We start from the raw sequence: 19,090 nt of genomic DNA, 5'->3' as shown, positions 1-19,090 counted from the left end.
ATGGTCGCACTCTCACGCCGTCTCTTTCTGGGGGGCGCCGCGCTTGCCAGCCTCGGCGGCGGGTCTTGGGTCTTTCGCCGGGCGCAGTTGCAGGACCGGGCGGAGGAACTCTATGCCACGCCGCTGAGCGCGCCTTCGGGGCCGATGCAGGTCTATCATCTGGGGCATTCACTGGTGGGCCGCGACATGCCCGCGATGTTGGCGCAGTTGGCAGGGGCGGGGCATAGCTATCACAGCCAGACCGGCTGGGGCAGTTCGCTGCGCGACCATTGGGAGCCGGATGTGCCGGTGAACGGGTTCGAGCGGTCCAACGATCACGCGCAGCACCGGCCCGCCCGGGCGGCCATCGGCTCGGGCGATTACGACGCGGTGGTGCTGACCGAAATGGTCGAGATCGCCGATGCCATCCGCTATCACGACAGCCCTGACTACCTTGCCCATTGGGCGCGGCTGGCCCATGCCGCCCGGCCCGACACCCGCGTCTACCTCTATGAGACTTGGCACCATACGGATGACGGCCAAGGCTGGCTGAAGCGCATCGACCGGGACTTGGATAAATACTGGCGGCGGCAGGTGATCTACCCCGCCTTGCAGGAAGCGGAGGTGCCCATTCATCTGATCCCCGCGGGGCAGGTCATGGCGGCCTTTGTCCGGGCGGTCGACGCCGCTGGCGGGGTGGGCGGTATCATCAGCCTGCATGACCTCTTTTCGCGCGATGAGAATGGCCGCCCCGATACGATCCACTTTAACGATCAGGGGGCTTACCTCGTGGCACTGACCCATTACGCGACCCTCTATCACCGCGACCCGGCAGGGCTGCCGCACGAATTGCTGCGCGCCGACGGCACCCCGGCGCAGGCGCCAAGCGCGGAGGCCGCGCGGCTGATGCAGCGGGTGGTCTGGGACGTGGTCCGCGCCCATCCCGACAGCGGGGTCGCGGCATGAGCGGTCTGGGCGGGCTGTTCTCGGTCCTGATGGTGGGCCACAGTCTTTTTGGGGCCGACGGGCCGGATATGCTGCAAGAGGCGCTGCGCGCCGGGGTGGGCCAAGGCGAGGTGCGCGCGCAGATCATCAACGGCGCGCCCCTGCGCTACAATTGGGATGAATCGGACCGGGCCGAGGGCGTGGATGCCCGTGCGCTGCTGCCCGAGGGGGACATCACCCATCTCATCCTGACCGAGGCGATCCCGCTGGCCAATCATACCCGTTGGTCGGACACCGAAGTCTATGCGCAGGCCTTCTTTGGGCTTGCTGCGGCGGCCAATCCGGAAGTGAAAGTCTATCTGCAAGAGACTTGGCATTCGCTGAAAAGCGGCAGCGGGGAGGCGGTGGCCTATGACGATCACGCCCATATCCCGTGGCGCGAGAGGTTGGAGAGCGATCTGCCCGCGTGGGAGGGGATCGCATCGGCGGTGCGCAGTTCGGAGAACGCGACGATCGAGGTGATCCCAGCCGGGCAAGCGATGGCCCGGCTCTATGATGAAATCGCTGCCGAGAACCTTTCCGGGCTGACCGGGATCGACGCGCTCTTCGCGGATGACATCCATTTGAACGACCTCGGCCACTACTTCGTCGCCATGGTACAATATGCCACGCTGACGGGCAAAGACCCGCTGGGGCTGCCGACGGATTTTAACGATCGCTGGGGCAAGGCTTTCGACACGCCCCAGCCTGATCTTGCCCGCGCCCTGCAGCGGGTGGCCTGGGAGGCGGTGCAGGACTATCAGGGCGGTGCCGTGATGCCGGCGCCCCTCGCGACGCGGCCCGTGGCCGAGGACAACGCCCAGACCGCGCCGATAGCCCCGACCGGCCCGCCCGCGCCCAGCCCGGACAGCGATGCGCCCGAGGCGGCGAAACCTCTCGATCCGCCAGCCCCATTTAAGATTACCGCCCCCGAGGAGGCCGTTGCGGGCACCCGCGACATGGGCATCGGCCTCGCCGCCATCGCGGATTGGAGCGTGCAAGCGCCCTTCCTCGACTTGATGAAAACCGCCCGCCCGTGGCTTGGCCATGTGGCCGGGCGCTTTGGCGGGATGGAATATGCGCAGCTGGTCCAAGGCGGCTATCTCAATGCCGAGGGCTGGCCGGTGAAGATGCCGCGCGAACTTGGCAGCATTGGCACGCTGATCCTGACCGATATGCCGGCGCAGGCGGCGACGCTTAAAGGCCGCTATCTGCTCCGCTTCAAAGGGCAGGGCGTGATTGAGGTCACGGGCCGGGCCGAGAATGTGCGCTATGGCAAGAACGAGGTGCGGTTCGACTATGCGCCGGGGCCGGGCAGTGTCGACATTCGCATTCAACGCATGCACCGCAGCGACCCGCCGCGTGAGATCACCGTGGTCCGCGAAGACCGCGTGGCCGATTACGACGCCGGGGCGCGTTTCAACCCCGATTGGACGCGGCATCTGACGGGGATGAAGGTACTGCGCTTCATGGATTGGATGGCCACCAACGACAGCCCCATCGCCAGTTGGGAAGACCGCCCGCGCCCCGAGGACGTGACCTATGCCCTGCGCGGCGTCCCGGTGGAGGTGATGGTCGCATTGGCCAATGAACTGGGGATCGACCCATGGTTCAACATGCCGCATCTGGCGGATGATGGCTATGTGACCGCCTTTGCGACCTATGTCGAAGAGGCGTTGGAGGGCGAGCGCAAAGCCTATGTGGAGTTCTCGAACGAGGTGTGGAACTGGCAATTCGCCCAGACCCAATGGGCCGATGAGATGGCGCAGGCCCGCTGGGATGAGGCCGAGAAGGGGATGCAGTTCTACGGTCTGCGGGCCGCTGAAGTGGCGCGCATCTGGACGGATGTTTTCGGCGGAGAGGCCGAGGCGCGGTTGCGCAATGTGATCGCGAGCCAAACGGGGTGGCTGGGGCTTGAGCGCGAAGCCTTGGACGCGCCGCTTTACGTGGCCGAGCAGGCGGGCAACAGCGCCCCCGCCACGGCCTTCGATGCCTATGCGATCACCGGGTATTTCGGCGGCGTGCTGGGGTTGGAGGAGAATGCCGAGTTGGTCAGCGGCTGGCTGTCGGACAGCCTTGCTGAGGCTCGCGCCGAGGGGGAGGCGCTGGGGCTGAGCGGCGGCGCTTTGGCCGATTATATCGCGGCCCACCGCTTCGATGCGGCCACAGCCCTTGCGGCGCAGGACCTGCGCCACGGTGGCACCAGCGGTTTGGAGACTGACACGCTGGCCGATCTCATTGGCCGGGTTTGGCCCCATCACGCCGCCGTGGCGCGGGCGCATGACCTCGATCTGGTGATGTACGAAGGCGGCAGCCATGTGGTCGGGCTTGGGGCGCAGGTGAATGACGAAGGACTGACCGAGTTCTTTCACCATCTGAACTACGCCCCCGAGATGGGCGCGCTCTATACCGATCTGATGGCGGGCTGGTTGGCCGTGGGCGGGCAGCTTTTCACCCATTACGCCGACGTCTACGCCCCGACGAAATGGGGCTCTTGGGGGGCGCTGCGCTATCTGGCGGACGACAATCCGCGGTGGGACGCTTTGACCGCATGGAAGTGACCAATGGCGCGTTCCAAGGGGTGAGCGTGTTGATCCCCGCCCATGATGAAGCCGACTGGCTGCCCGCCTGCCTTGATGCGCTCTGCGCCTCCGCGCCGCTGGCGGGGCCGGTCGAGGTGATCGTCGTGGCCAATGGCTGTTCGGACAACACCGCCGAACGCGCCCGTGCAGCGATCCCCTCATTCGAGGCGCGGGGCTGGGTCTTGCGGGTGCTGGAACTGGCCCAAGGCAGCAAGCTGGGCGCGTGGAACGCAGGCGAGGCGGCGGCGCGGGGGGGCGTGTTGGTCTATCTCGACGCCGATGTGCTGGTCTCACCGCCCTTGCTGAGCCAGTTGCAAGAGGCGCTGGCGGGGGACGCGCCGCGCTATGGCAGCGGGGTGCCACGGGTGACGACCTCGGGCGATTGGGTGACGCGCCATTACACGCGGTTCTGGCGGACGACCGGTTTCATGACCCATGGCGTCCCGGGCTTTGGGGCCTTTGCGATGAACCGCGCCGGGCGGGCGCGGTGGGGGGCGTGGCCCGATATCATCTCGGACGACACTTTCGCGCGGCTGAACTTTCGCCCCGAGGAGCGCATCGCCGTGCCCGCCCGCTATGACTGGCCGATGATCGAAGGTTTCGCGCCGTTGGTGCGGGTGCGCCGGCGGCAGGACGCAGGCGTGGCCGAGGTGGCGCGGCTGTTCCCCGAATTGATGCGCAATGACGACCCCCATGACCGACTGCGCCCCTTTTGGCGGCGGGCGCTGGCCGATCCCTTGGGCGCGCTAGTCTTTGTTGCCGTGCGGCTTACGATCCATGCGCCGGTTTTGCGCAGCGCCAACCGCTGGGTGCGGGGGCGCTAGCGGGCGGCCTCTTGCATGTGCTGGGCCAGTTTCGCCGCCTCGCGGGCGACATCATGGCGTGCAAAGACCCGCGTCCGGGCTTTCGTGCCCATTTCCTCTAACGCGGGGAGGGGGGCGTCGTGCAGGGCGGCCATCGCCTCGGCCAAGGCCGCCACATCGCCTGCGGGCACCAGCCATCCGGTCTCGCCCGGCTGCACCAATTCCGGCGTGCCTGCGATATAGGTGGCGATCACGGGGCGGGCGGCGGCCATCGCCTCCATCACCACCATGGGCAGACCTTCGGCGAAACTGGGCATCACAAGTGCATGGGCGGCGCCAAGTTCCGCCGTCACGCGGGCCTCATCGACCCAGCCGGTCAGGGTGATGCGTTCTTGCAGGCCGTGGCGGGCGATCTCGGCATCGATCGCGCCGCGCAGGGGGCCGTCGCCGATCAGGGTGAGATGCAGATCGGGGTGGCTCTCGCGCAGCCGGGCCATGGCGTCGATCAGGGCAAGCTGGCCTTTCTGCTCTACAAACCGTCCGATGGAGACGAGGCGGCGCGGGCCATCGGGCAGGGGGGCGGGGGCCGGGAATTTGGCAAGCTCGATGCCGCAATGCACGACCTTGATGCGCGGCCAATCCGCCGGGGCGGCCCAACGGCACAGCTGGCTGCGCCCGAACTGGCTGATCGCCACGGCAAAGGCCGCGTGGTGGGTTTTCGCACCGAGCGAAAGGGCGCGCGGGCTGTCGAATTCCTCGGGCCCGTGGGTGGTGAAACTATAGCGCGGCCCGCCCAACCTGTGGCAAAGCATCGCGACCATCGCGGCGTTTGTGCCGAAATGGGCGTGCAGATGTTGGATGCCACTCCCCTCAAGCCGGGCGCGCAGATAACAGGCCTCGGCCAGATAGATCAGATGGCGGGCCAGTCCCGTCTCGGCCCGGCGGGCGGCTTGCCGGACATCGCGCAGCGCTTGGCCGAACCGCCGCGGCGCGCGCAGCATCATGCGCAGACTGGCACGGGCGAGGGCGCTGCCACCGGCGGCCAGCACATACTGGGTCGCTGCCGCCTCGGCCTTGTCTTGTGGATCAACCAGCGGCACATCGGGGCCACGCATGGCGAAACGGTCCACCTCATGGCCCGCCGCCTCTAGCGCCGCGATCTCGCGCCGGATGAAGGAATGCGAGGGCTGCGGATAGGTGTTGAGAATATAGGCGATCTTCACGGGCGGTGCGGCCTTGGCTTGGGGCTGATAAACCTTGTTACCCGCCCGCTTGCCACTGGCACAAGGGCGGGCAAGGCTTTAGGCTTTCACAGAGAACTGGCAGAGGCGCAGCAACGGGTGTTTTCCAAGCTTTCCCAAGCGGTAACGGGCAATCGCCTGATGGCACGGGCGCTGCGCTCGACCTCTTGGATCGTCTTGGGTTATGGCGGGTCGCAGGCGATCCGGCTGGCGTCGAACCTGATCCTGACGCGGCTGCTCTTTCCCGAAGCCTTTGGTCTGATGGCGTTAATACAGGTGGTGATTGTCGGGCTGACGCTGTTCTCGGACGTGGGCATCGCCCCCTCCATCGCGCAGAGCAAGCGTGGCGATGATCCGGACTTTCTGAACACCGCTTGGACAATCCAAGCGATCCGGGGGGCGTGTCTGTGGCTCGTCGCCTCTGCATTGGCATGGCCGGTGGCGGCGTTTTACGGCGAGCCGCTCCTGCTGACCTATCTGCCCATCGCCGCGCTAAGCCTCGTGGTCGCCGGGTTCAATCCGACGCGGATCGAGACGGCGCATCGGCATTTGCAAATGGGGCGGCTGACGCTACTGGACCTGACATCGCAGGTGATCGGCATCGTGGTGATGATTCTGGGCGCGGCTCTGTATCAATCGGTGGCGGCGCTGGTGGTCGGCGGCGTCGTGGGCGCCTTGGCGAAACTGGCGCTGACCCATGCTTTCCTGCCGGGGCCGGGCAACCGCTTTCGTTGGGAGCGTCCGGCGGTGCGCGAGTTGGTTCATTTCGGCAAATGGATCTTCCTGTCGACCATGTTCTGGTTCTTTGCCAGTCAGGGTGACAAGGCGATCTTGGGCAAGTTCCTATCGCTCGAAGGGTTGGGCATCTACAACATCGGTTATTTCCTGGCGAGTTTCCCGCTGCTGCTGGGGCAGAATGTCACCGGGCGGGTGATGATCCCGATCTACCGAGAGGCGGGGGGCGGCGACCATCCCAAGCTCAAGCGGATGCGCTATGGGCTGAGCGGCGGGCTGCTGGCACTTTTGGTGGTCATGGCGCTGGCGGGGCCGTGGTTGGTCTCGGTCCTCTATGACCCGCGCTATCTGCAAAGCGGCGCGATTCTGGTGATGCTGGCGCTGGCGCTGATGCCGCAGGTGATCGGGATGACCTATGACCAAGCGGCCCTTGCCGCGGGGGATTCGCGGCGGTTCTTCATCTCTTCTGCCTCAAGGGCCAGCCTGCAAGTGGGGCTGCTGCTGGCGGGGGTGGTCACCGCCGGTTTGCCGGGGGCGCTGATCGGGTTGGGGGCTGCGATGGTGCTGTCGCATCTGGTGCTGATCTGGCTCGCAAGGGCGCATGGCGTCTGGGACGCGCGGCATGATCTGACCTTCGCCCTCTTGGGGCTGGCGCTCGGCGCGCTGGCGCTTTGGTTGCATTGGGACCGGGTGCTGGGGCTGAGTGCCACGGTCTGAGCGGTTCAGCTCTTTTGCTTGCGGGCCATCCGCGCGGCGCGGCCTTCTTTCCCGGCCTTCAAGCGCTCCTGCCAAACCTTGCCCAAGGTCCGGCGCTTTTCGCGCGGGCTGAGGTCGGGGATCGACACGACTGGGATCAACCCCGTCTCGCGCGTCATCTGCCGGGCCGAGCGGATCACCGGGCGGCGCAGTTCCAGCAGGAAGGCCACGATCAGCGCCAGCGCCAAGCTGGCCATCCCGCCCACCGCCGCGCGTTTCTTGCGGCTGAGCGATACGGGGTAATCAGGCAGTTCGGCCTGCTCCAAGGTGATCAGCTTCTCGCCCCGCTGATCGGATTCGAGAGAGAATCCCACCTCCGCCTCATTCCGGCGGGCGGTGATCACCTCCAACTGGTCTTGCAACTGGGTCAGACGGCGTTCGAACCGGGCCAGCTCCCGCTCGACCTCGGGCGAGGTTTGCAGGCTGGCGGTCAGGGTTTCGCGCTGTTCTTGCAGCAGGTCGCGCTGCGTGGTCAGGCTTTCGAGCGTGGCATCCAACTCGGCCTGTTCGCGGGCGATGGTGGCGGCGCGGGCATCGGGGTTGACCCGATCGCGCGCCAGCCGCGTGGCGATGATTTCACGGTCAAGTTCAAGAATGGCGTCATTGAGGCTGCTGATCTCGCCGCGGCGAAACTCAAGACTGCCTTCGAGCGACAGGTCGTTTTCGGCCCGGTAATCGGCCAGTTCGGCCTCAAGCTCCGAAATGTCGCGGATCAGGTTCTGCTCTTGGCGCTGGAAAAACTCCAAGGTTTCTTGCGTCTGGCTCTGGCGTCGGGCGGCGGACATCTGGCGCGTGCGGTCGGCGAATTCGCGGGCCACGGCCTGCGCATCGGCGGGGTTGTCCATCTCGGCGGTGAAGGTCATGACCGAGATGGTCCCGTCATCCGCATAGCCTTCGCGCGGGGCGGCGACGCCGGTGATGGTGACCGAACGGCGCAGCAGATCGACTTTCTCGGACATGCGCAGCGCGGTCAGATCGTCATAAAGATCAAAGCGTTGAATGATATCGACCAAGGTGCCGCGCGCCATCAACTGCTGTTCGATCAATTGCAAACGCCGCGCCGAAGACCCTTCGACCGTGGAGGGGGCCAGATCATTGGCGATCTTGGGCTGCTCGATCTGGATGACTTCGGAGGATTGGTAGACATGCGGGGTCGCAAGCGCCCAGTAGACCGAGGCGATACAGCCCAGAAGCGTGATCAAAATGATCACGCCCGCGCGGCGGCGGATCATGTCGATGAAGTCATCGAATGTATAGATCGGTCCCATGTGCCTCTTTCCAACCTGCCCAAAGCCCCCGACCGTTGCCCGGCGGAGTTTCCCTGCCTAGATCAGATGACTTGGGCGATAATAGGGCGCAAGCAAGGACGGCGACAGGGGGTGTCAGGCATATTTCGGCAGGCTAGAGGCCCGCGCCCGGTTCAGCACGATGCCCAAGAGCGGCACCTGACCTTCGAGCATCCGTTCGCATTCGCGCAGGTGACGCGCCATGGTTTGGCTGCCGTCTGAGATCAGCAAGACCCCGTCCAATTGCGGCAAGAAGGCCGAGAGATCGTCATGCTCAAGCATCGGCGGCATGTCGTAGAGGACGATTTCAGGCTGGAGCGAAGCACGCAGGCGCAGCAGGGTTTCCGCCGTGGCACTGTCTTGCAGGATTTCGGCGGCATTCACCTCGGCCCGGTCATTCAGACCGAGGGCCAACGTGTCGCTCACCCGCAGCATGCCTTTGCCAAGGTCGGCGCGACCGCTCAGCAAATCGCTCATCGCGCCGGGGGCCTGCATGTCGAACGCACGGGCCAGACCGGGGCTGCGCATGTTCATGTCCATTAGCACGGTGCGCGATCCCGGCACACGCGACAGGCTCAGCGCCAGATTGGTCGCGGAAAAGCTGTTACCGCAGCCCGAGGTGGGGGCGGTGATTGCGATATTGACCCAGCGATGCTCTAACGTGGTTTGACGCAGGCGCGTACGCAGCAGGTCAAAGGCCCGCGCGGCGGCGCTGTTGCGGTGATCGTCGACCAGCGGCATGTCTCCGCCGGGGCCGGGTGTGGCGATGGGCAGATCTTGCCAGCGCGGCGCGCGGTCGTCACCGATGTAGCGGGAAACGGCAGGGGCGGCGGGCAGGCTGTCTTCAACGGTCAGGTCGCCTTCGGAGAAATCGCCGTCGAACTCATCTTCATGGTCGATCACGGTGCGGCGCGGGCGGATGCTGTGGCGCATCCCCGGGCCGCCGAACTGCGCCGTCACATCGCTGTTGTCCGCGCCGAGGGCATCGGATGCGTAGAGGTCTCTCATCGTCTTCCCTTTCGATTTCTTGAACATAAGGCGCTGAATTTCTCGTTATTGCCGGGCGCGGCGAGCATCGCTCAGCACCCGGTCCGGCGCAAGACGACGCCGACGGTTTTCAGCAAAATGGTCAGGTCCATCGGCAGCGACAGATTGCGGCGATAGGCGGCGTCGACCTCATTGCGATAGGTGAAACGGCTGTTGTTACGGGCCGAGACCTGCCACAGCCCAGTGATGCCAGGGCGCAGCGCGAAATAGGCTTTCGCATCGCCGTACATCTTAAGCTGGTCGGGCATCATGGGGCGCGGGCCGATCAGGCTCATGTCACCCTTGAACACGTTCCAAAGCTGCGGCAGCTCATCCAGCGAGGTTGCCCGCAGGAAAGCGCCCACCCGCGTGATGCGCGGATCGTCCTTCAGCTTTTGCATCTCATCCCATTCCGCCCGCATTGCCGGGTTCGCGGCAAGGTAGCTCTCCAGCACCGCGTCGGCATCGCGCACCATGGTGCGCAGCTTCAGGATGGAGAATCCTTTGCCGCTCCGGCCAAGGCGCTTTTGCGTATAGAAGGGCTGACCGCTTTCGATCCACAGCGCCAGCGCGCAAAGCGCGATGATCGGCAGGGCGATGGGCAGGGACGCGAGGATCAGCAGCCGGTCGAGAAGCGGTTTCGCGTAGCGGCCATAAAGGCCGGTCGGACGCAGACGAAGGGCCGCCAGCGCGCGCGGCGCGGGCAGCACCGCAGTCCCCGCCATGACAGGCTGTGCACGGCCCAGCACAGGACCGGCGATCACTTCCATCGAGCCATAGGCATGGCTGTGTGCGTCAAAGTACTTCATTCCAAACCCCCCAGGGTTGAATCGCATTCATTCGGACCGTTTCGGCCCACGGCGCCTTCGCACCGCTCCGTCTCAACGACCTATCCGGCCTATACGTTCAGGTAGGATATGTATCATTTGTTACCACCTTTTCGCCTTATTCGATCCTTTTTCTCAGAAACAGACTGTTTCGCGGGGCGGCGGGCAGGTGGAGATTTAGGAGTGAGTTGAGGGCGTTATGGGGGCGCCATGGGGTGCAGATGTGTGGCGTTCGATGGTGGAGGGGAGGGCGTGCGCAGGCGTAGATCGGGTGTCAAGTCATTGATAAAAAGGGTCTTATGGGGCGCTGGAGTTCCGGATGATCATCTGCCTCAGGTCTCGGCCGCTAAGCCTGTGCGCCTTCGGATAGCGAGGGTATCTAGGCGCAAGCCACCACCCGTCGCGCAATTCTCACAATAATGTCAGGGCGATAAATGGGCGACAGTTGGGCGCAGGGCGCAGGTGGGCGAACGCCAGAAACCCCGGATCGGCAGCGCAATTCCGGGGATATTCTTCGGTGCCTCTAAAGGCTTGTCTATGTATTCTGGAGAAGAAAAGTGGCAGCCCGTAGGGGAATCGAACCCCTCTTTCCAGGTTGAAAACCTGGCGTCCTAACCGATAGACGAACGGGCCACTCTTTTGTCAGTCCAGTGCAGCGTTTGGTGTGTGCTGCTCTGTCTGTGAGCGGACGTTTAAGTAATACTGCGGGGGGCTGCAAGCGGAAAAATGAAGTTTCTTCAGAAAAAGTTTTCAGGCCCGCGCGGCGTCCTCCAAACGCAGTTGAACGGTGCGCCGACCGCGGAAATTGTTAATGTCGAGACGGCCCGCGAGGTGGAAACGCGCGCCGCCGTGGTTTTCCAGCGCGGGGCCGAGGGGGCCGTCGTAAGCGCCAAATGAAATCGCCTCGAGGTTCGCGCCCAGCCCGTCGCCGAAACTTACTTTGAGGTGGTTCTCGCCCACGCGTTTGGCAAAGCGGATTTGCATGTCCGCAAAGGCATAGCGCGGGGCAGGGGCGCCGGCGCCGAAGGGGCCGGCTTGGTCGACCATCTCGGCCAGCTCCACGGTGGCTGCGCCGGGCATCATCATGCCGCAGAGGTTGAGGTCGGCGGGGCCTGCCAAATGCGCGCCCTGTTTGGTGAGTAATTCGCCCAAGCGCGCCATCGCCGCGTCGATCTTGTCTTCCGCCACGGTCAGGCCGGCTGCCATCTTGTGCCCGCCACCCTTGATCAGCAGCCCTTCGGCAGCCAGACGCTGAATCGGCGCGCCGAGGTCGATGCCGCTGATCGAGCGGCCTGAGCCTTTGCCGATGCCGTCTTCGACGCCGATAACGATAGAGGGGCGGTTGGCGGCTTCCTTCAGGCGTGAGGCGACGATGCCCACCACGCCGGGATGCCAGCCGGGGCCAGCGGCCCATGCCAGCGGCCCGTCAAAGCCGCGCTCTTCGGCCTGTGCCATGGCGCTGGCGCGCACGGCGGCCTCAACCTCGCGGCGGTCGGTGTTGAGCTGGTCGAGGCGTTCGGCCAATGCGGCGGCCTCATGCGGGTCGGCGGTGGCCAAAAGCCGTGCGCCAAGGTCGGCTTGGCCAATGCGCCCGCCCGCGTTGATGCGGGGGCCAAGCAGAAAGCCCAAGTGATAGGCCGTGGGGGCCGTGTCCATCCGCGCCACATCCGACAGGGCGGCAAGGCCGGGCCGCGCGCGCCGAGCCATGACCTTGAGCCCCTGACGCACGAAAGCACGGTTGACGCCGGTGAGTGGGGCCACATCGGCGACGGTGGCCAGCGCCACCAGATCAAGCATCGTCATCAGATCCGGCCCCTTGCGCCCCGCTTCGCGCAATTGCCGCCCCACTTCGACGAGCATCAAGAACACGACGGCAGCGGCGCAGAGATGCGCCAGCGTGCCGTCTTCGTCCTGTCTGTTGGGGTTCACCACGGCCAGCGCATCGGGCAGCGTTTCGCCGCCAAGGTGGTGGTCCAACACGATGACATCCGCGCCCTTGGCGGCGGCGATGGGGCCATGGGACAGCGTGCCGCAGTCGACGCAGACGATCAGGTCATGCTCGGCGGCGAGGGCCGACATCGCCTCGTCATTCGGGCCATAGCCCTCGTCGATACGGTCGGGGATATAGAGCGTCGCACGGTGGCCCATGTCGCGCAGCCAGACCAGCAGCAGCGCGGCGGAAGAGCCGCCGTCCACGTCATAGTCCGCGAAAATCGCGATGCGTTCGCGGTTTTGCAGGGCCGAAAGAAACCGCGTCGCTGCCGCCTCCATATCGCGCAGGGATCGGGGATCGGGCAGCAGGTCGCGCAGGGCGGGGGCCAGAAAGCCCGCCGCTTGGGTATCGACCACGCCGCGGCGCGCCAGCACTTGGCACACCGGATCGGGCAGGCCCGCGCGCTGCACCAGCAGTTCCGCCGCGCGGGTCAGTTCCACGTCAGGACCGATCCAGCGCCGCCCGGTCAAAGATGTTTCGACACCGAGAAAGCTCATGCGGACCTCATTTGGCCGTTATGGAATAGGGTGGGAAGGGCCAGTCTGGCCCTCATTCCGCCGGGGTGCGGTAGTTGATGCGGCGGACCGAACCGGTGCGCGAGCGCATGATCAGCGTCTCGGTGGTCAGCCAGCCCGGCTCTCGTTTCACGCCCGGAAGGATGTTGCCGCCGGTGACGCCTGTCGCGGCAAAGATCACGTCCTGGGTGACCATCTCGTCGCGCGAATAGACGCGGTCGAATTCGGTGATCCCGGCCTTGGCGGCGCGGCCCTTTTCGTCTTCGTTGCGGAACAGCAGGCGGCCATACATCTGCCCGCCCATGCATTTCAGCGCCGCGGCGGCCAGCACGCCTTCGGGCGCGCCGCCTTGGCCCATATACATGTCGATGCCGGTTTCGGGGTCGGCGCAATGCATCACGCCCGCCACGTCCCCATCGGTGATCAGACGGATGGCCGCACCAGTTGCGCGGACCTCGGCGATCATGTCGGCGTGGCGGGGGCGTTCGAGGATGCAAACGGTGATGTCGGACGCCGCGCAGCCCTTGGCGCGGGCCAGCGCTTCGACACGCTCACCGGGGCTCATGTCGAGGGTGACGACATCGGTCTCAAAGCCCGGCCCGATGGCGAGCTTGTCCATATAGGTGTCGGGCGCGTGCAGCATGGAGCCGCGCGGGCCCATGGCGATCACGGTCAGTGCGTTGGGCATGTCTTTGGCGGTCAGCGTGGTGCCTTCGAGCGGGTCCAGTGCGATGTCTACGCCGGGGCCTTTGCCGGTGCCGACCTCTTCGCCGATATAGAGCATCGGGGCCTCGTCCCGCTCGCCTTCGCCGATGACCACGACGCCCGCGATGTCGAGCATGTTGAGCTGTTCGCGCATGGCGTTCACGGCGGCTTGGTCGGCGGCTTTCTCGTCACCCTTGCCGATCAGCTTGGCCGAGGCCAGCGCGGCGGCTTCGGATACGCGGGCGAGGCCCAGAGAGAGCATGCGGTCTTGGAATTCGGCGGAAGCGGTCATGGAGTATCCTTGGGTGCAATGTGTTTCCTGTCCTGTACCCTCGCGCGGGCCTCGGGGCAAGTTTTGGGTTGGGGGAGCGGCTGCCCCTTCGGCCGAAACTGCCACCCCGGCCCGGAATCAAGCCGTAGGCGCCGGGCCATCGGCTGCCCGCCTCGTCACGCCGAAGGCGTGCCGGTCTATCTAGGTGCACCTTTGGTGCGACCGGGTAGGCGATTTGGTGGGGCTGGGTGCGCCCCCGCGGGCGCACACCATGGTTAAGCCATAACGTGGCACGAAGCACCGTCTCATCGCCGACCCGCGGGCAGGAGATGGCCCTCAGCCTCAGACCTCTTCGATCCGCAGCGCCACCGGTTCACCGGCCAGCACGCCCGTCTTGTCCATATTCGCCAGTGCCTCCAGCAGCGCATTGCGGCTGGTCTTATGCGTCACGATCAAAACCGGGGCAGAAGTGTCGGAATGCTCATACTGGCGCATCCGGTAGATGCTCACACCCGCTTCGCCCAGCACCGTGGCGATTTTCGCCAAAGCGCCGGGTTTGTCGACCAGCGCCATGCGCAGGTAGTAGGGGGCAGGGCGCTGACTGCTGGCGGGGGTGGTTTGCTCAAGCGTTCCGGCAGACTGGCCAAAGACCGGCCCGCGCAACCCGCGCGCGATGTCGCAGACATCGGCCATCACGGCGCTGGCCGTCGGCCCTTCGCCCGCACCGGCACCGCGCAACACGATCTGGCCCACGGCATCGCCTTCGATCACCACCATATTGGTGCCGCCATCAAGTTGCCCCAAAGGCGAGGTATGCGGCACGAGGCAGGGCATCATCCGCTGCTCCAGCCCGCGGCCGGTTTTCTGGGTCACGCCCAGCAGTTTGATCTTGTAGCCCATGTCAGCGGCGGCGCGGATGTCTTCGATGGCGACCCGCTCGATCCCCTCAAGCTGGATGCCGTCAAAGTCGATCTTGGTGCCAAAGGCGATGGAGGACAAGATCGCCAGCTTATGCGCCGCGTCGATGCCGCCCACATCCAATTGCGGATCGGCTTCGAGATAGCCCAGCCCATCGGCCTCGGCGAAAATCTCTTGATAGGTTTTGCCCGAGTCCTCCATCCGCGTCAGGATGTAATTGCACGAGCCGTTCATCACCCCCATGATCCGGGTGATCTCATTCCCGGCAAGCCCCTCCATCAGCGTCTTGATGACCGGGATGCCGCCCGCCACAGCCGCCTCATAGCGCAGGGCTACGCCCGCGCCCTCGGCCTGTTCGGCCAGCGCTTGGCCATGGATCGCCAGCATTGCCTTGTTGGCGGTGACCACATGTTTGCCGGCCGCTAGTGCGGCTTCGGTCGCGGCCTTGGCGGGGCCGTCCGCGCCGCCCATGAGTTCGACGAACACATCCACGTCATCGCGGGTGGCCAATTTGACGGGGTCATCCTCCCAATCATAGGAAGAGAGTGACAGCCCGCGGTCCTTGTTCCGGGTGCGGGCCGAGACCGCAGAAACCGTCATCGCGCAGCCGGTGCGGGCCTCTAATAGGGCGGCCTGCTGGCGCAGAATGCGCAGCACACCCACGCCCACGGTTCCCAATCCGGCAATCCCGAGGCGAAGCGGCTTAGACATGGCGGTGGTCCTTCTGGTCTGATCCGAAAGGCCCGGCAGGCGAGGCCGGGCATAGCCGCGATGTAGCGGGTTCGGCGCCTGCGTGCAACGCGCATACGCATCACGGGGATGCCCGTTTATTCAGCGCTTTCGCTGTCCTCGGCGGCTTGGCGGGCGCGCTGGAGTTCGGCAGCACGCGCCCTGAGCCGCGCCACCCGCGCGGCACTGGCGGATTGGGCGCTTGTGCGGCTGACGCGCGCCGCGCGGGCTTCAAGATTGGCCGCACGCCCCGTGAGGGCCGCTTCGGTCCGCGCCGGGTCGATCCGCCCGGCGGTGGCCTTGGCCAGAAGCGGGTCGATCGGGACCAGATCGGGGTAGGGGGCGGCCTCCAACGCGGGTGTGATGGTGCGGTCGAGTTCGGGAAACTGCGTGCAGCCCGCCAGCAGCGAGACGCCCAGAAGCAGGGCGATGGTCGAGAGGGGGCGGGGCGGGCGCGCTTGGGTCATGCCTCGTTCTGCCCCAGCCGTGATCTTCGCGCAAGCGGGGTTTGCTTTTGAACGCTTGTTCATTAAATTGCCGCCATGGCAAGAACCACAGGCTCCCACTCCGATATCACCGGCCCGCGTGTCCGCGCAGCCGCGCTGCGGCTTTTTGCGCGGGGCGGCTATGCCGCCGTGTCGATGCGCGCCATTGCCGCCGAAGTCGGCGTGCAGGCCGGGGCGCTCTATAACTACACGCCCGACAAGCAGAGCCTGCTGTTCGACCTGATGCAGGCGCATATGACCGACCTGCTGGCCGAAACGCCCCATAATCCGAGCCGCCCCGCAATGCAGCAGTTGCAGGATTTCGTGGCCTTCCATATCCGTTTTCACGCGGATCGGCCCGATGAGGTTTTCATCGCCTATATGGAGTTGCGCAATCTGACGGAGGAGAATTTCGCCGTGATCGAGCGGCTGCGCCGCGACTATGAGGACCGGTTGGAGACGATCCTGCGCGCCGGGGTGGCGAGCGGCGATTTCGCCGTCGCCGACACCAAGATCGTGACGCTGGCGATCATCGCCATGCTGACCGGGGTGAACACTTGGTACCGCGCGGGCGGACGGCTCTCGCTTGACGAGGTCGTCGCACAGTATTGGGACATGGTGCGCAAGGCCGTGACCGTCTGAGCGGCCACGGCCCTTTGGGTCAATGGGCGGGGCGGATGAAGGTCCCGTTGTTGAGGTCGCGCATTGCCTGTTGTATCTCGGCGCGGGTGTTCATCACGATCGGCCCGTGCCACGCCACCGGCTCTTCAATCGGCGCGCCCGAGATCAGCAGGAAACGCACCCCCTCTTCACCGGCCTGCACCGTGACCTCATCGCCGGTGCCAAAGCGGATGAGCGTGCGGTCCCCGGACATGTCGCGGATGTTGACCTCCTCGCCGGCGACCTCTTTCTCCAGCAGCACGCCCGACGGGGCGGAAGCATCGGCGAAAGCGCCCGCGCCTTGGAAGACATAGGCAAAGGCCCGGCGGTAGGTGTCGATGCGAAAGGTCTTTTTCACGCCCGCAGGCACGAAGATATCCAGATACTGCGGATCGGCGGCGATGCCATCGACGGGGCCGCGTTTGCCCCAGAACTCGCCGGTGATGATTTTGACCCTCGTGCCGTCGTCATCGGTCACCACCGGGATGTCGGCGGATTTCATATCCTGATAGCGCGGCGCGGTCATCTTCTGGGCCGAGGGCAGGTTGCCCCAAAGCTGGAAGCCGTGCATCTGCCCGTTGGCATTCCCGCGCGGCATTTCTTGGTGCAGGATGCCCGATCCGGCGGTCATCCACTGCACGTCGCCCGCGTTCAGATCACCGGTATTGCCGAGCGAATCCGCATGGGCCACAGTGCCTTCGAGCACATAGGTGATCGTCTCGATCCCGCGGTGCGGGTGCCAAGGGAAGCCCTTCTCGAAGTCGCGCGGATGCTCGTTGCGGAAGTCGTCGAACAGCAGAAAGGGGTCAAGCTCCGACGGGTCGTGGAAGCCGAAAGCGCGGTGCAGTTTCACCCCGGCGCCTTCCATCGTGGGCGTGGCGCGGCGGGTTTCCAATGTGGGTCTGAGGGACATGATGCTCTCCTTTGCAGTTGCTCAGAAGATAGGGGGCGGCGGTCACCTCAACAATTCGCCCCGGCGAACGGGGCCTGTGCAAATTTGCGCAGCTTCAGCAGTTCGGCACATTCACCGCCAACCCGCCGAGGGAAGTTTCCTTGTATTTCTCGCTCATGTCCGCGCCGGTCTGGCGCATGGTCTCAATACAGGCATCGAGCGGCACAAGATGCGTGCCGTCGCCGCGCAGCGCCAGAGAGGCCGCCGAGACCGCCTTGATCGCGCCCAGGCCGTTGCGCTCGATACAAGGCACCTGCACCAGCCCTTTGACGGGGTCGCAGGTCATGCCGAGGTGATGCTCCAGCGCGATTTCGGCGGCGTTTTCGATCTGCTGCGGGGTGCCGCCCATCACGGCGCAGAGCCCGGCGGCGGACATGGCGGCGGCGCTGCCGACTTCGGCCTGACAGCCTGCTTCGGCGCCTGAGATCGAGGCGTTGTATTTCACCAGCCCGCCAATCGCGGCGGCGGTGAGCAGGAAGTCTTCGATATGCGCCTCAGACGCGCCGGGGACATGGTCGAGGTAATAGCGCAAGGTCGCCGGCATCACGCCTGCGGCCCCGTTGGTCGGCGCGGTCACGACCTGCCCGCCGGCGGCGTTCTCCTCGTTGACGGCCATGGCATAGACGCTCATCCAATCGTTGATCGTATGCGGGGCGGATTGGTTCTGTCCGCGCTCCGCCATCAGCGCGTCGTAGATGCCCTTCGCGCGGCGTTTCACCTGCAACCCGCCGGGCAGAGTGCCCTCGGAGGTTAGGCCCCGGTCGATGCAGTCGCGCATGACCTGCCACAGCCGTTTCGACCCGGCGCGCAGGTTCTCGGCCCCGCCACGCGCCTCTTCATTGGCGCGTTTCATGCCCGCGATGGTTTTGCCGGATTTGGCCGACATCTCAAGCATTTCCGCGGCGGACTTGAAGGGGAAGGGCACCGGCGCGCCCTCATCCGTGTCCTTGCCTGCGGCGAGTTCCTTTTCGGTCATCACGAAGCCGCCGCCGATGGAATAATAGGTCTCGCGCAGTGTCACGTCGCCTTGGGCATCGGTGGCCATCAGCATCATGCCGTTGGCATGGCCCGCAAGCTTGGTGTCGTAGTCAAAGATCATGTCGCGCTGAGGGTCAAAGCGCAGTTCGGGCAGGCCGTCGACGCTGATGCGGCGGGTCTGTTTGATCTCTTCCAACACCTTTTCGGCGGCATCGGCGTCATAGTCCTCGGGCGTGAACCCGGCGAGGCCGAGGATCGTGGCGCGGTCGGTCGCATGGCCGACGCCGGTAAAGGCGAGGCTGCCGTGCAGCGAGGCGCGCAGCCCGGCGAATTGGAAGGGCGATGCGCGCATCTGGTCAAGGAAACGCCCCGCCGCCACCATCGGCCCCATGGTATGCGAAGACGAAGGGCCGATGCCCACTTTGAACATGTCGAAAACCGAAAGAAACATCAGGTGGCGGACCCTTTTATGGTTGCGGGTGGCGGGCGCGGTGGGACGGGTATCGCCCAGACCTTTGGCGCATTGCAAGCGGCCTGGGCCCGATCCAACCATTTCCCGCCGCCCCGCGGCGCGCCGAAAGCGACAGGCCGTGCGCTCTGCCCGTCCTGTCGGCGTGCGGCACCGCCAAAAACCGCCGACTTGCCCCTCGCACCCTATGCCAATT

Annotated in this window: 15 protein-coding genes and 1 tRNA gene; 5 read left to right on the top strand and 11 right to left on the bottom strand. The window is 65.4% G+C overall.

The window, feature by feature from the left end; all coding sequences use genetic code 11:
• The 3 genes from ACGYK2_RS05865 to ACGYK2_RS05855 are packed head-to-tail and all read left to right on the top strand — an operon-like array spanning nt 1 to nt 4,369.
• The gene (locus ACGYK2_RS05865; RefSeq protein WP_271687836.1) at nt 1-945 is read left to right on the top strand and encodes a hypothetical protein; all 945 of its coding nucleotides are present in this window, start codon (nt 1-3) and stop codon (nt 943-945) included.
• Nucleotides 942-3,524 (top strand): hypothetical protein, encoded by a 2,583-nt coding sequence (locus ACGYK2_RS05860; protein WP_276154887.1) that lies wholly within the window; start codon nt 942-944, stop codon nt 3,522-3,524. Before ACGYK2_RS05865 ends, ACGYK2_RS05860 begins: the two co-directional genes overlap by 4 nt.
• The gene (locus tag ACGYK2_RS05855; protein WP_271689981.1) at nt 3,515-4,369 is read left to right on the top strand and encodes a glycosyltransferase family 2 protein; all 855 of its coding nucleotides are present in this window, start codon (nt 3,515-3,517) and stop codon (nt 4,367-4,369) included. Before ACGYK2_RS05860 ends, ACGYK2_RS05855 begins: the two co-directional genes overlap by 10 nt.
• Here ACGYK2_RS05855 and ACGYK2_RS05850 read toward each other — a convergent pair.
• The gene (locus ACGYK2_RS05850) at nt 4,366-5,571 is read right to left on the bottom strand and encodes a glycosyltransferase (protein WP_271687834.1); all 1,206 of its coding nucleotides are present in this window, start codon (nt 5,569-5,571) and stop codon (nt 4,366-4,368) included. The two genes, ACGYK2_RS05855 and ACGYK2_RS05850, sit on opposite strands and share 4 nt — an antisense overlap.
• A gap of 159 nt (nt 5,572-5,730) precedes the next feature.
• Between ACGYK2_RS05850 and ACGYK2_RS05845 the strand changes: the two genes are divergently transcribed.
• On the top strand, nt 5,731-7,041 hold the full coding sequence (locus ACGYK2_RS05845; RefSeq protein WP_271687832.1) for an oligosaccharide flippase family protein: 1,311 nt from the start codon (nt 5,731-5,733) through the stop codon (nt 7,039-7,041).
• 5 nt (nt 7,042-7,046) lie between these two features.
• Here ACGYK2_RS05845 and ACGYK2_RS05840 read toward each other — a convergent pair whose 3' ends face one another.
• The 8 genes from ACGYK2_RS05840 to ACGYK2_RS05805 all read right to left on the bottom strand — a co-directional run bounded on the left by ACGYK2_RS05840 (nt 7,047) and on the right by ACGYK2_RS05805 (nt 15,817).
• Nucleotides 7,047-8,348, bottom strand: coding sequence for a DUF874 domain-containing protein (locus ACGYK2_RS05840; protein ID WP_271687831.1), 1,302 nt, complete (start codon nt 8,346-8,348; stop codon nt 7,047-7,049).
• A gap of 114 nt (nt 8,349-8,462) precedes the next feature.
• The gene (locus tag ACGYK2_RS05835; protein WP_271687830.1) at nt 8,463-9,374 is read right to left on the bottom strand and encodes a CpsD/CapB family tyrosine-protein kinase; all 912 of its coding nucleotides are present in this window, start codon (nt 9,372-9,374) and stop codon (nt 8,463-8,465) included.
• A gap of 71 nt (nt 9,375-9,445) precedes the next feature.
• Nucleotides 9,446-10,162: a sugar transferase gene (locus ACGYK2_RS05830; RefSeq protein WP_394374278.1), complete on the bottom strand. Its 717-nt coding sequence runs from the start codon at nt 10,160-10,162 to the stop codon at nt 9,446-9,448.
• 615 nt (nt 10,163-10,777) lie between these two features.
• Nucleotides 10,778-10,852 (bottom strand) — tRNA-Glu (locus ACGYK2_RS05825).
• A gap of 117 nt (nt 10,853-10,969) precedes the next feature.
• Nucleotides 10,970-12,709, bottom strand: a complete 1,740-nt coding sequence (gene recJ / locus ACGYK2_RS05820; protein WP_271687805.1) for a single-stranded-DNA-specific exonuclease RecJ — start codon at nt 12,707-12,709, stop codon at nt 10,970-10,972.
• A 52-nt stretch (nt 12,710-12,761) separates the two neighbouring features.
• Nucleotides 12,762-13,724 carry a class II fructose-bisphosphatase gene (glpX, locus tag ACGYK2_RS05815; protein ID WP_067266210.1) on the bottom strand — a complete coding sequence of 321 codons (963 nt, stop codon included), beginning with the start codon at nt 13,722-13,724 and terminating at the stop codon, nt 12,762-12,764.
• Nucleotides 13,725-14,045: 321 nt separating this feature from the next.
• A complete protein-coding gene (locus tag ACGYK2_RS05810) occupies nt 14,046-15,332 on the bottom strand; it encodes a homoserine dehydrogenase (protein ID WP_271687804.1) in 1,287 nt (428 codons plus the stop codon).
• Between the two features lie 116 nt (nt 15,333-15,448).
• On the bottom strand, nt 15,449-15,817 hold the full coding sequence (locus ACGYK2_RS05805; RefSeq protein WP_271687802.1) for a hypothetical protein: 369 nt from the start codon (nt 15,815-15,817) through the stop codon (nt 15,449-15,451).
• Nucleotides 15,818-15,892: 75 nt separating this feature from the next.
• On the opposite strand from ACGYK2_RS05805, the gene ACGYK2_RS05800 reads away from it, so the two are divergent.
• Nucleotides 15,893-16,477 carry a TetR/AcrR family transcriptional regulator gene (locus ACGYK2_RS05800; RefSeq protein ID WP_271687801.1) on the top strand — a complete coding sequence of 195 codons (585 nt, stop codon included), beginning with the start codon at nt 15,893-15,895 and terminating at the stop codon, nt 16,475-16,477.
• Nucleotides 16,478-16,496: 19 nt separating this feature from the next.
• Here ACGYK2_RS05800 and ACGYK2_RS05795 read toward each other — a convergent pair whose 3' ends face one another.
• Both ACGYK2_RS05795 and ACGYK2_RS05790 read right to left on the bottom strand, forming a co-directional pair.
• Nucleotides 16,497-17,408, bottom strand: a complete 912-nt coding sequence (locus ACGYK2_RS05795; protein ID WP_271687799.1) for a pirin family protein — start codon at nt 17,406-17,408, stop codon at nt 16,497-16,499.
• Nucleotides 17,409-17,502: 94 nt separating this feature from the next.
• The gene (locus ACGYK2_RS05790) at nt 17,503-18,876 is read right to left on the bottom strand and encodes an L-serine ammonia-lyase (protein WP_276154295.1); all 1,374 of its coding nucleotides are present in this window, start codon (nt 18,874-18,876) and stop codon (nt 17,503-17,505) included.
• Nucleotides 18,877-19,090 lie beyond the last annotated feature (214 nt).

Origin of the sequence: Sulfitobacter sp. 1A10359 (genome assembly GCF_043558145.1) — a bacterium.
GTDB lineage: Bacteria > Pseudomonadota > Alphaproteobacteria > Rhodobacterales > Rhodobacteraceae > Sulfitobacter > Sulfitobacter faviae.
Note: the sequence above shows the minus strand (reverse complement) of the source record. Positions and strands in the feature narration are given on the sequence as shown.

Bases quoted from the DNA above. Each gene is read 5' to 3' on its own strand.
- ACGYK2_RS05865 (WP_271687836.1), top strand. From the start codon at position 1: ATGGTCGCACTCTCACGCCGTCTCTTTCTGGGGGGCGCCGCGCTTGCC.
- ACGYK2_RS05860 (WP_276154887.1), top strand. From the start codon at position 942: ATGAGCGGTCTGGGCGGGCTGTTCTCGGTCCTGATGGTGGGCCACAGT.
- ACGYK2_RS05855 (WP_271689981.1), top strand. From the start codon at position 3,515: ATGGAAGTGACCAATGGCGCGTTCCAAGGGGTGAGCGTGTTGATCCCC.
- ACGYK2_RS05845 (WP_271687832.1), top strand. From the start codon at position 5,731: ATGGCACGGGCGCTGCGCTCGACCTCTTGGATCGTCTTGGGTTATGGC.
- ACGYK2_RS05840 (WP_271687831.1), bottom strand. From the start codon at position 8,348: ATGGGACCGATCTATACATTCGATGACTTCATCGACATGATCCGCCGC.
- ACGYK2_RS05835 (WP_271687830.1), bottom strand. From the start codon at position 9,374: ATGAGAGACCTCTACGCATCCGATGCCCTCGGCGCGGACAACAGCGAT.
- ACGYK2_RS05830 (WP_394374278.1), bottom strand. From the start codon at position 10,162: ATGGAAGTGATCGCCGGTCCTGTGCTGGGCCGTGCACAGCCTGTCATG.
- recJ (WP_271687805.1), bottom strand. From the start codon at position 12,709: ATGAGCTTTCTCGGTGTCGAAACATCTTTGACCGGGCGGCGCTGGATC.
- glpX (WP_067266210.1), bottom strand. From the start codon at position 13,724: ATGACCGCTTCCGCCGAATTCCAAGACCGCATGCTCTCTCTGGGCCTC.
- ACGYK2_RS05810 (WP_271687804.1), bottom strand. From the start codon at position 15,332: ATGTCTAAGCCGCTTCGCCTCGGGATTGCCGGATTGGGAACCGTGGGC.
- ACGYK2_RS05805 (WP_271687802.1), bottom strand. From the start codon at position 15,817: ATGACCCAAGCGCGCCCGCCCCGCCCCCTCTCGACCATCGCCCTGCTT.
- ACGYK2_RS05800 (WP_271687801.1), top strand. From the start codon at position 15,893: ATGGCAAGAACCACAGGCTCCCACTCCGATATCACCGGCCCGCGTGTC.
- ACGYK2_RS05795 (WP_271687799.1), bottom strand. From the start codon at position 17,408: ATGTCCCTCAGACCCACATTGGAAACCCGCCGCGCCACGCCCACGATG.
- ACGYK2_RS05790 (WP_276154295.1), bottom strand. From the start codon at position 18,876: ATGTTTCTTTCGGTTTTCGACATGTTCAAAGTGGGCATCGGCCCTTCG.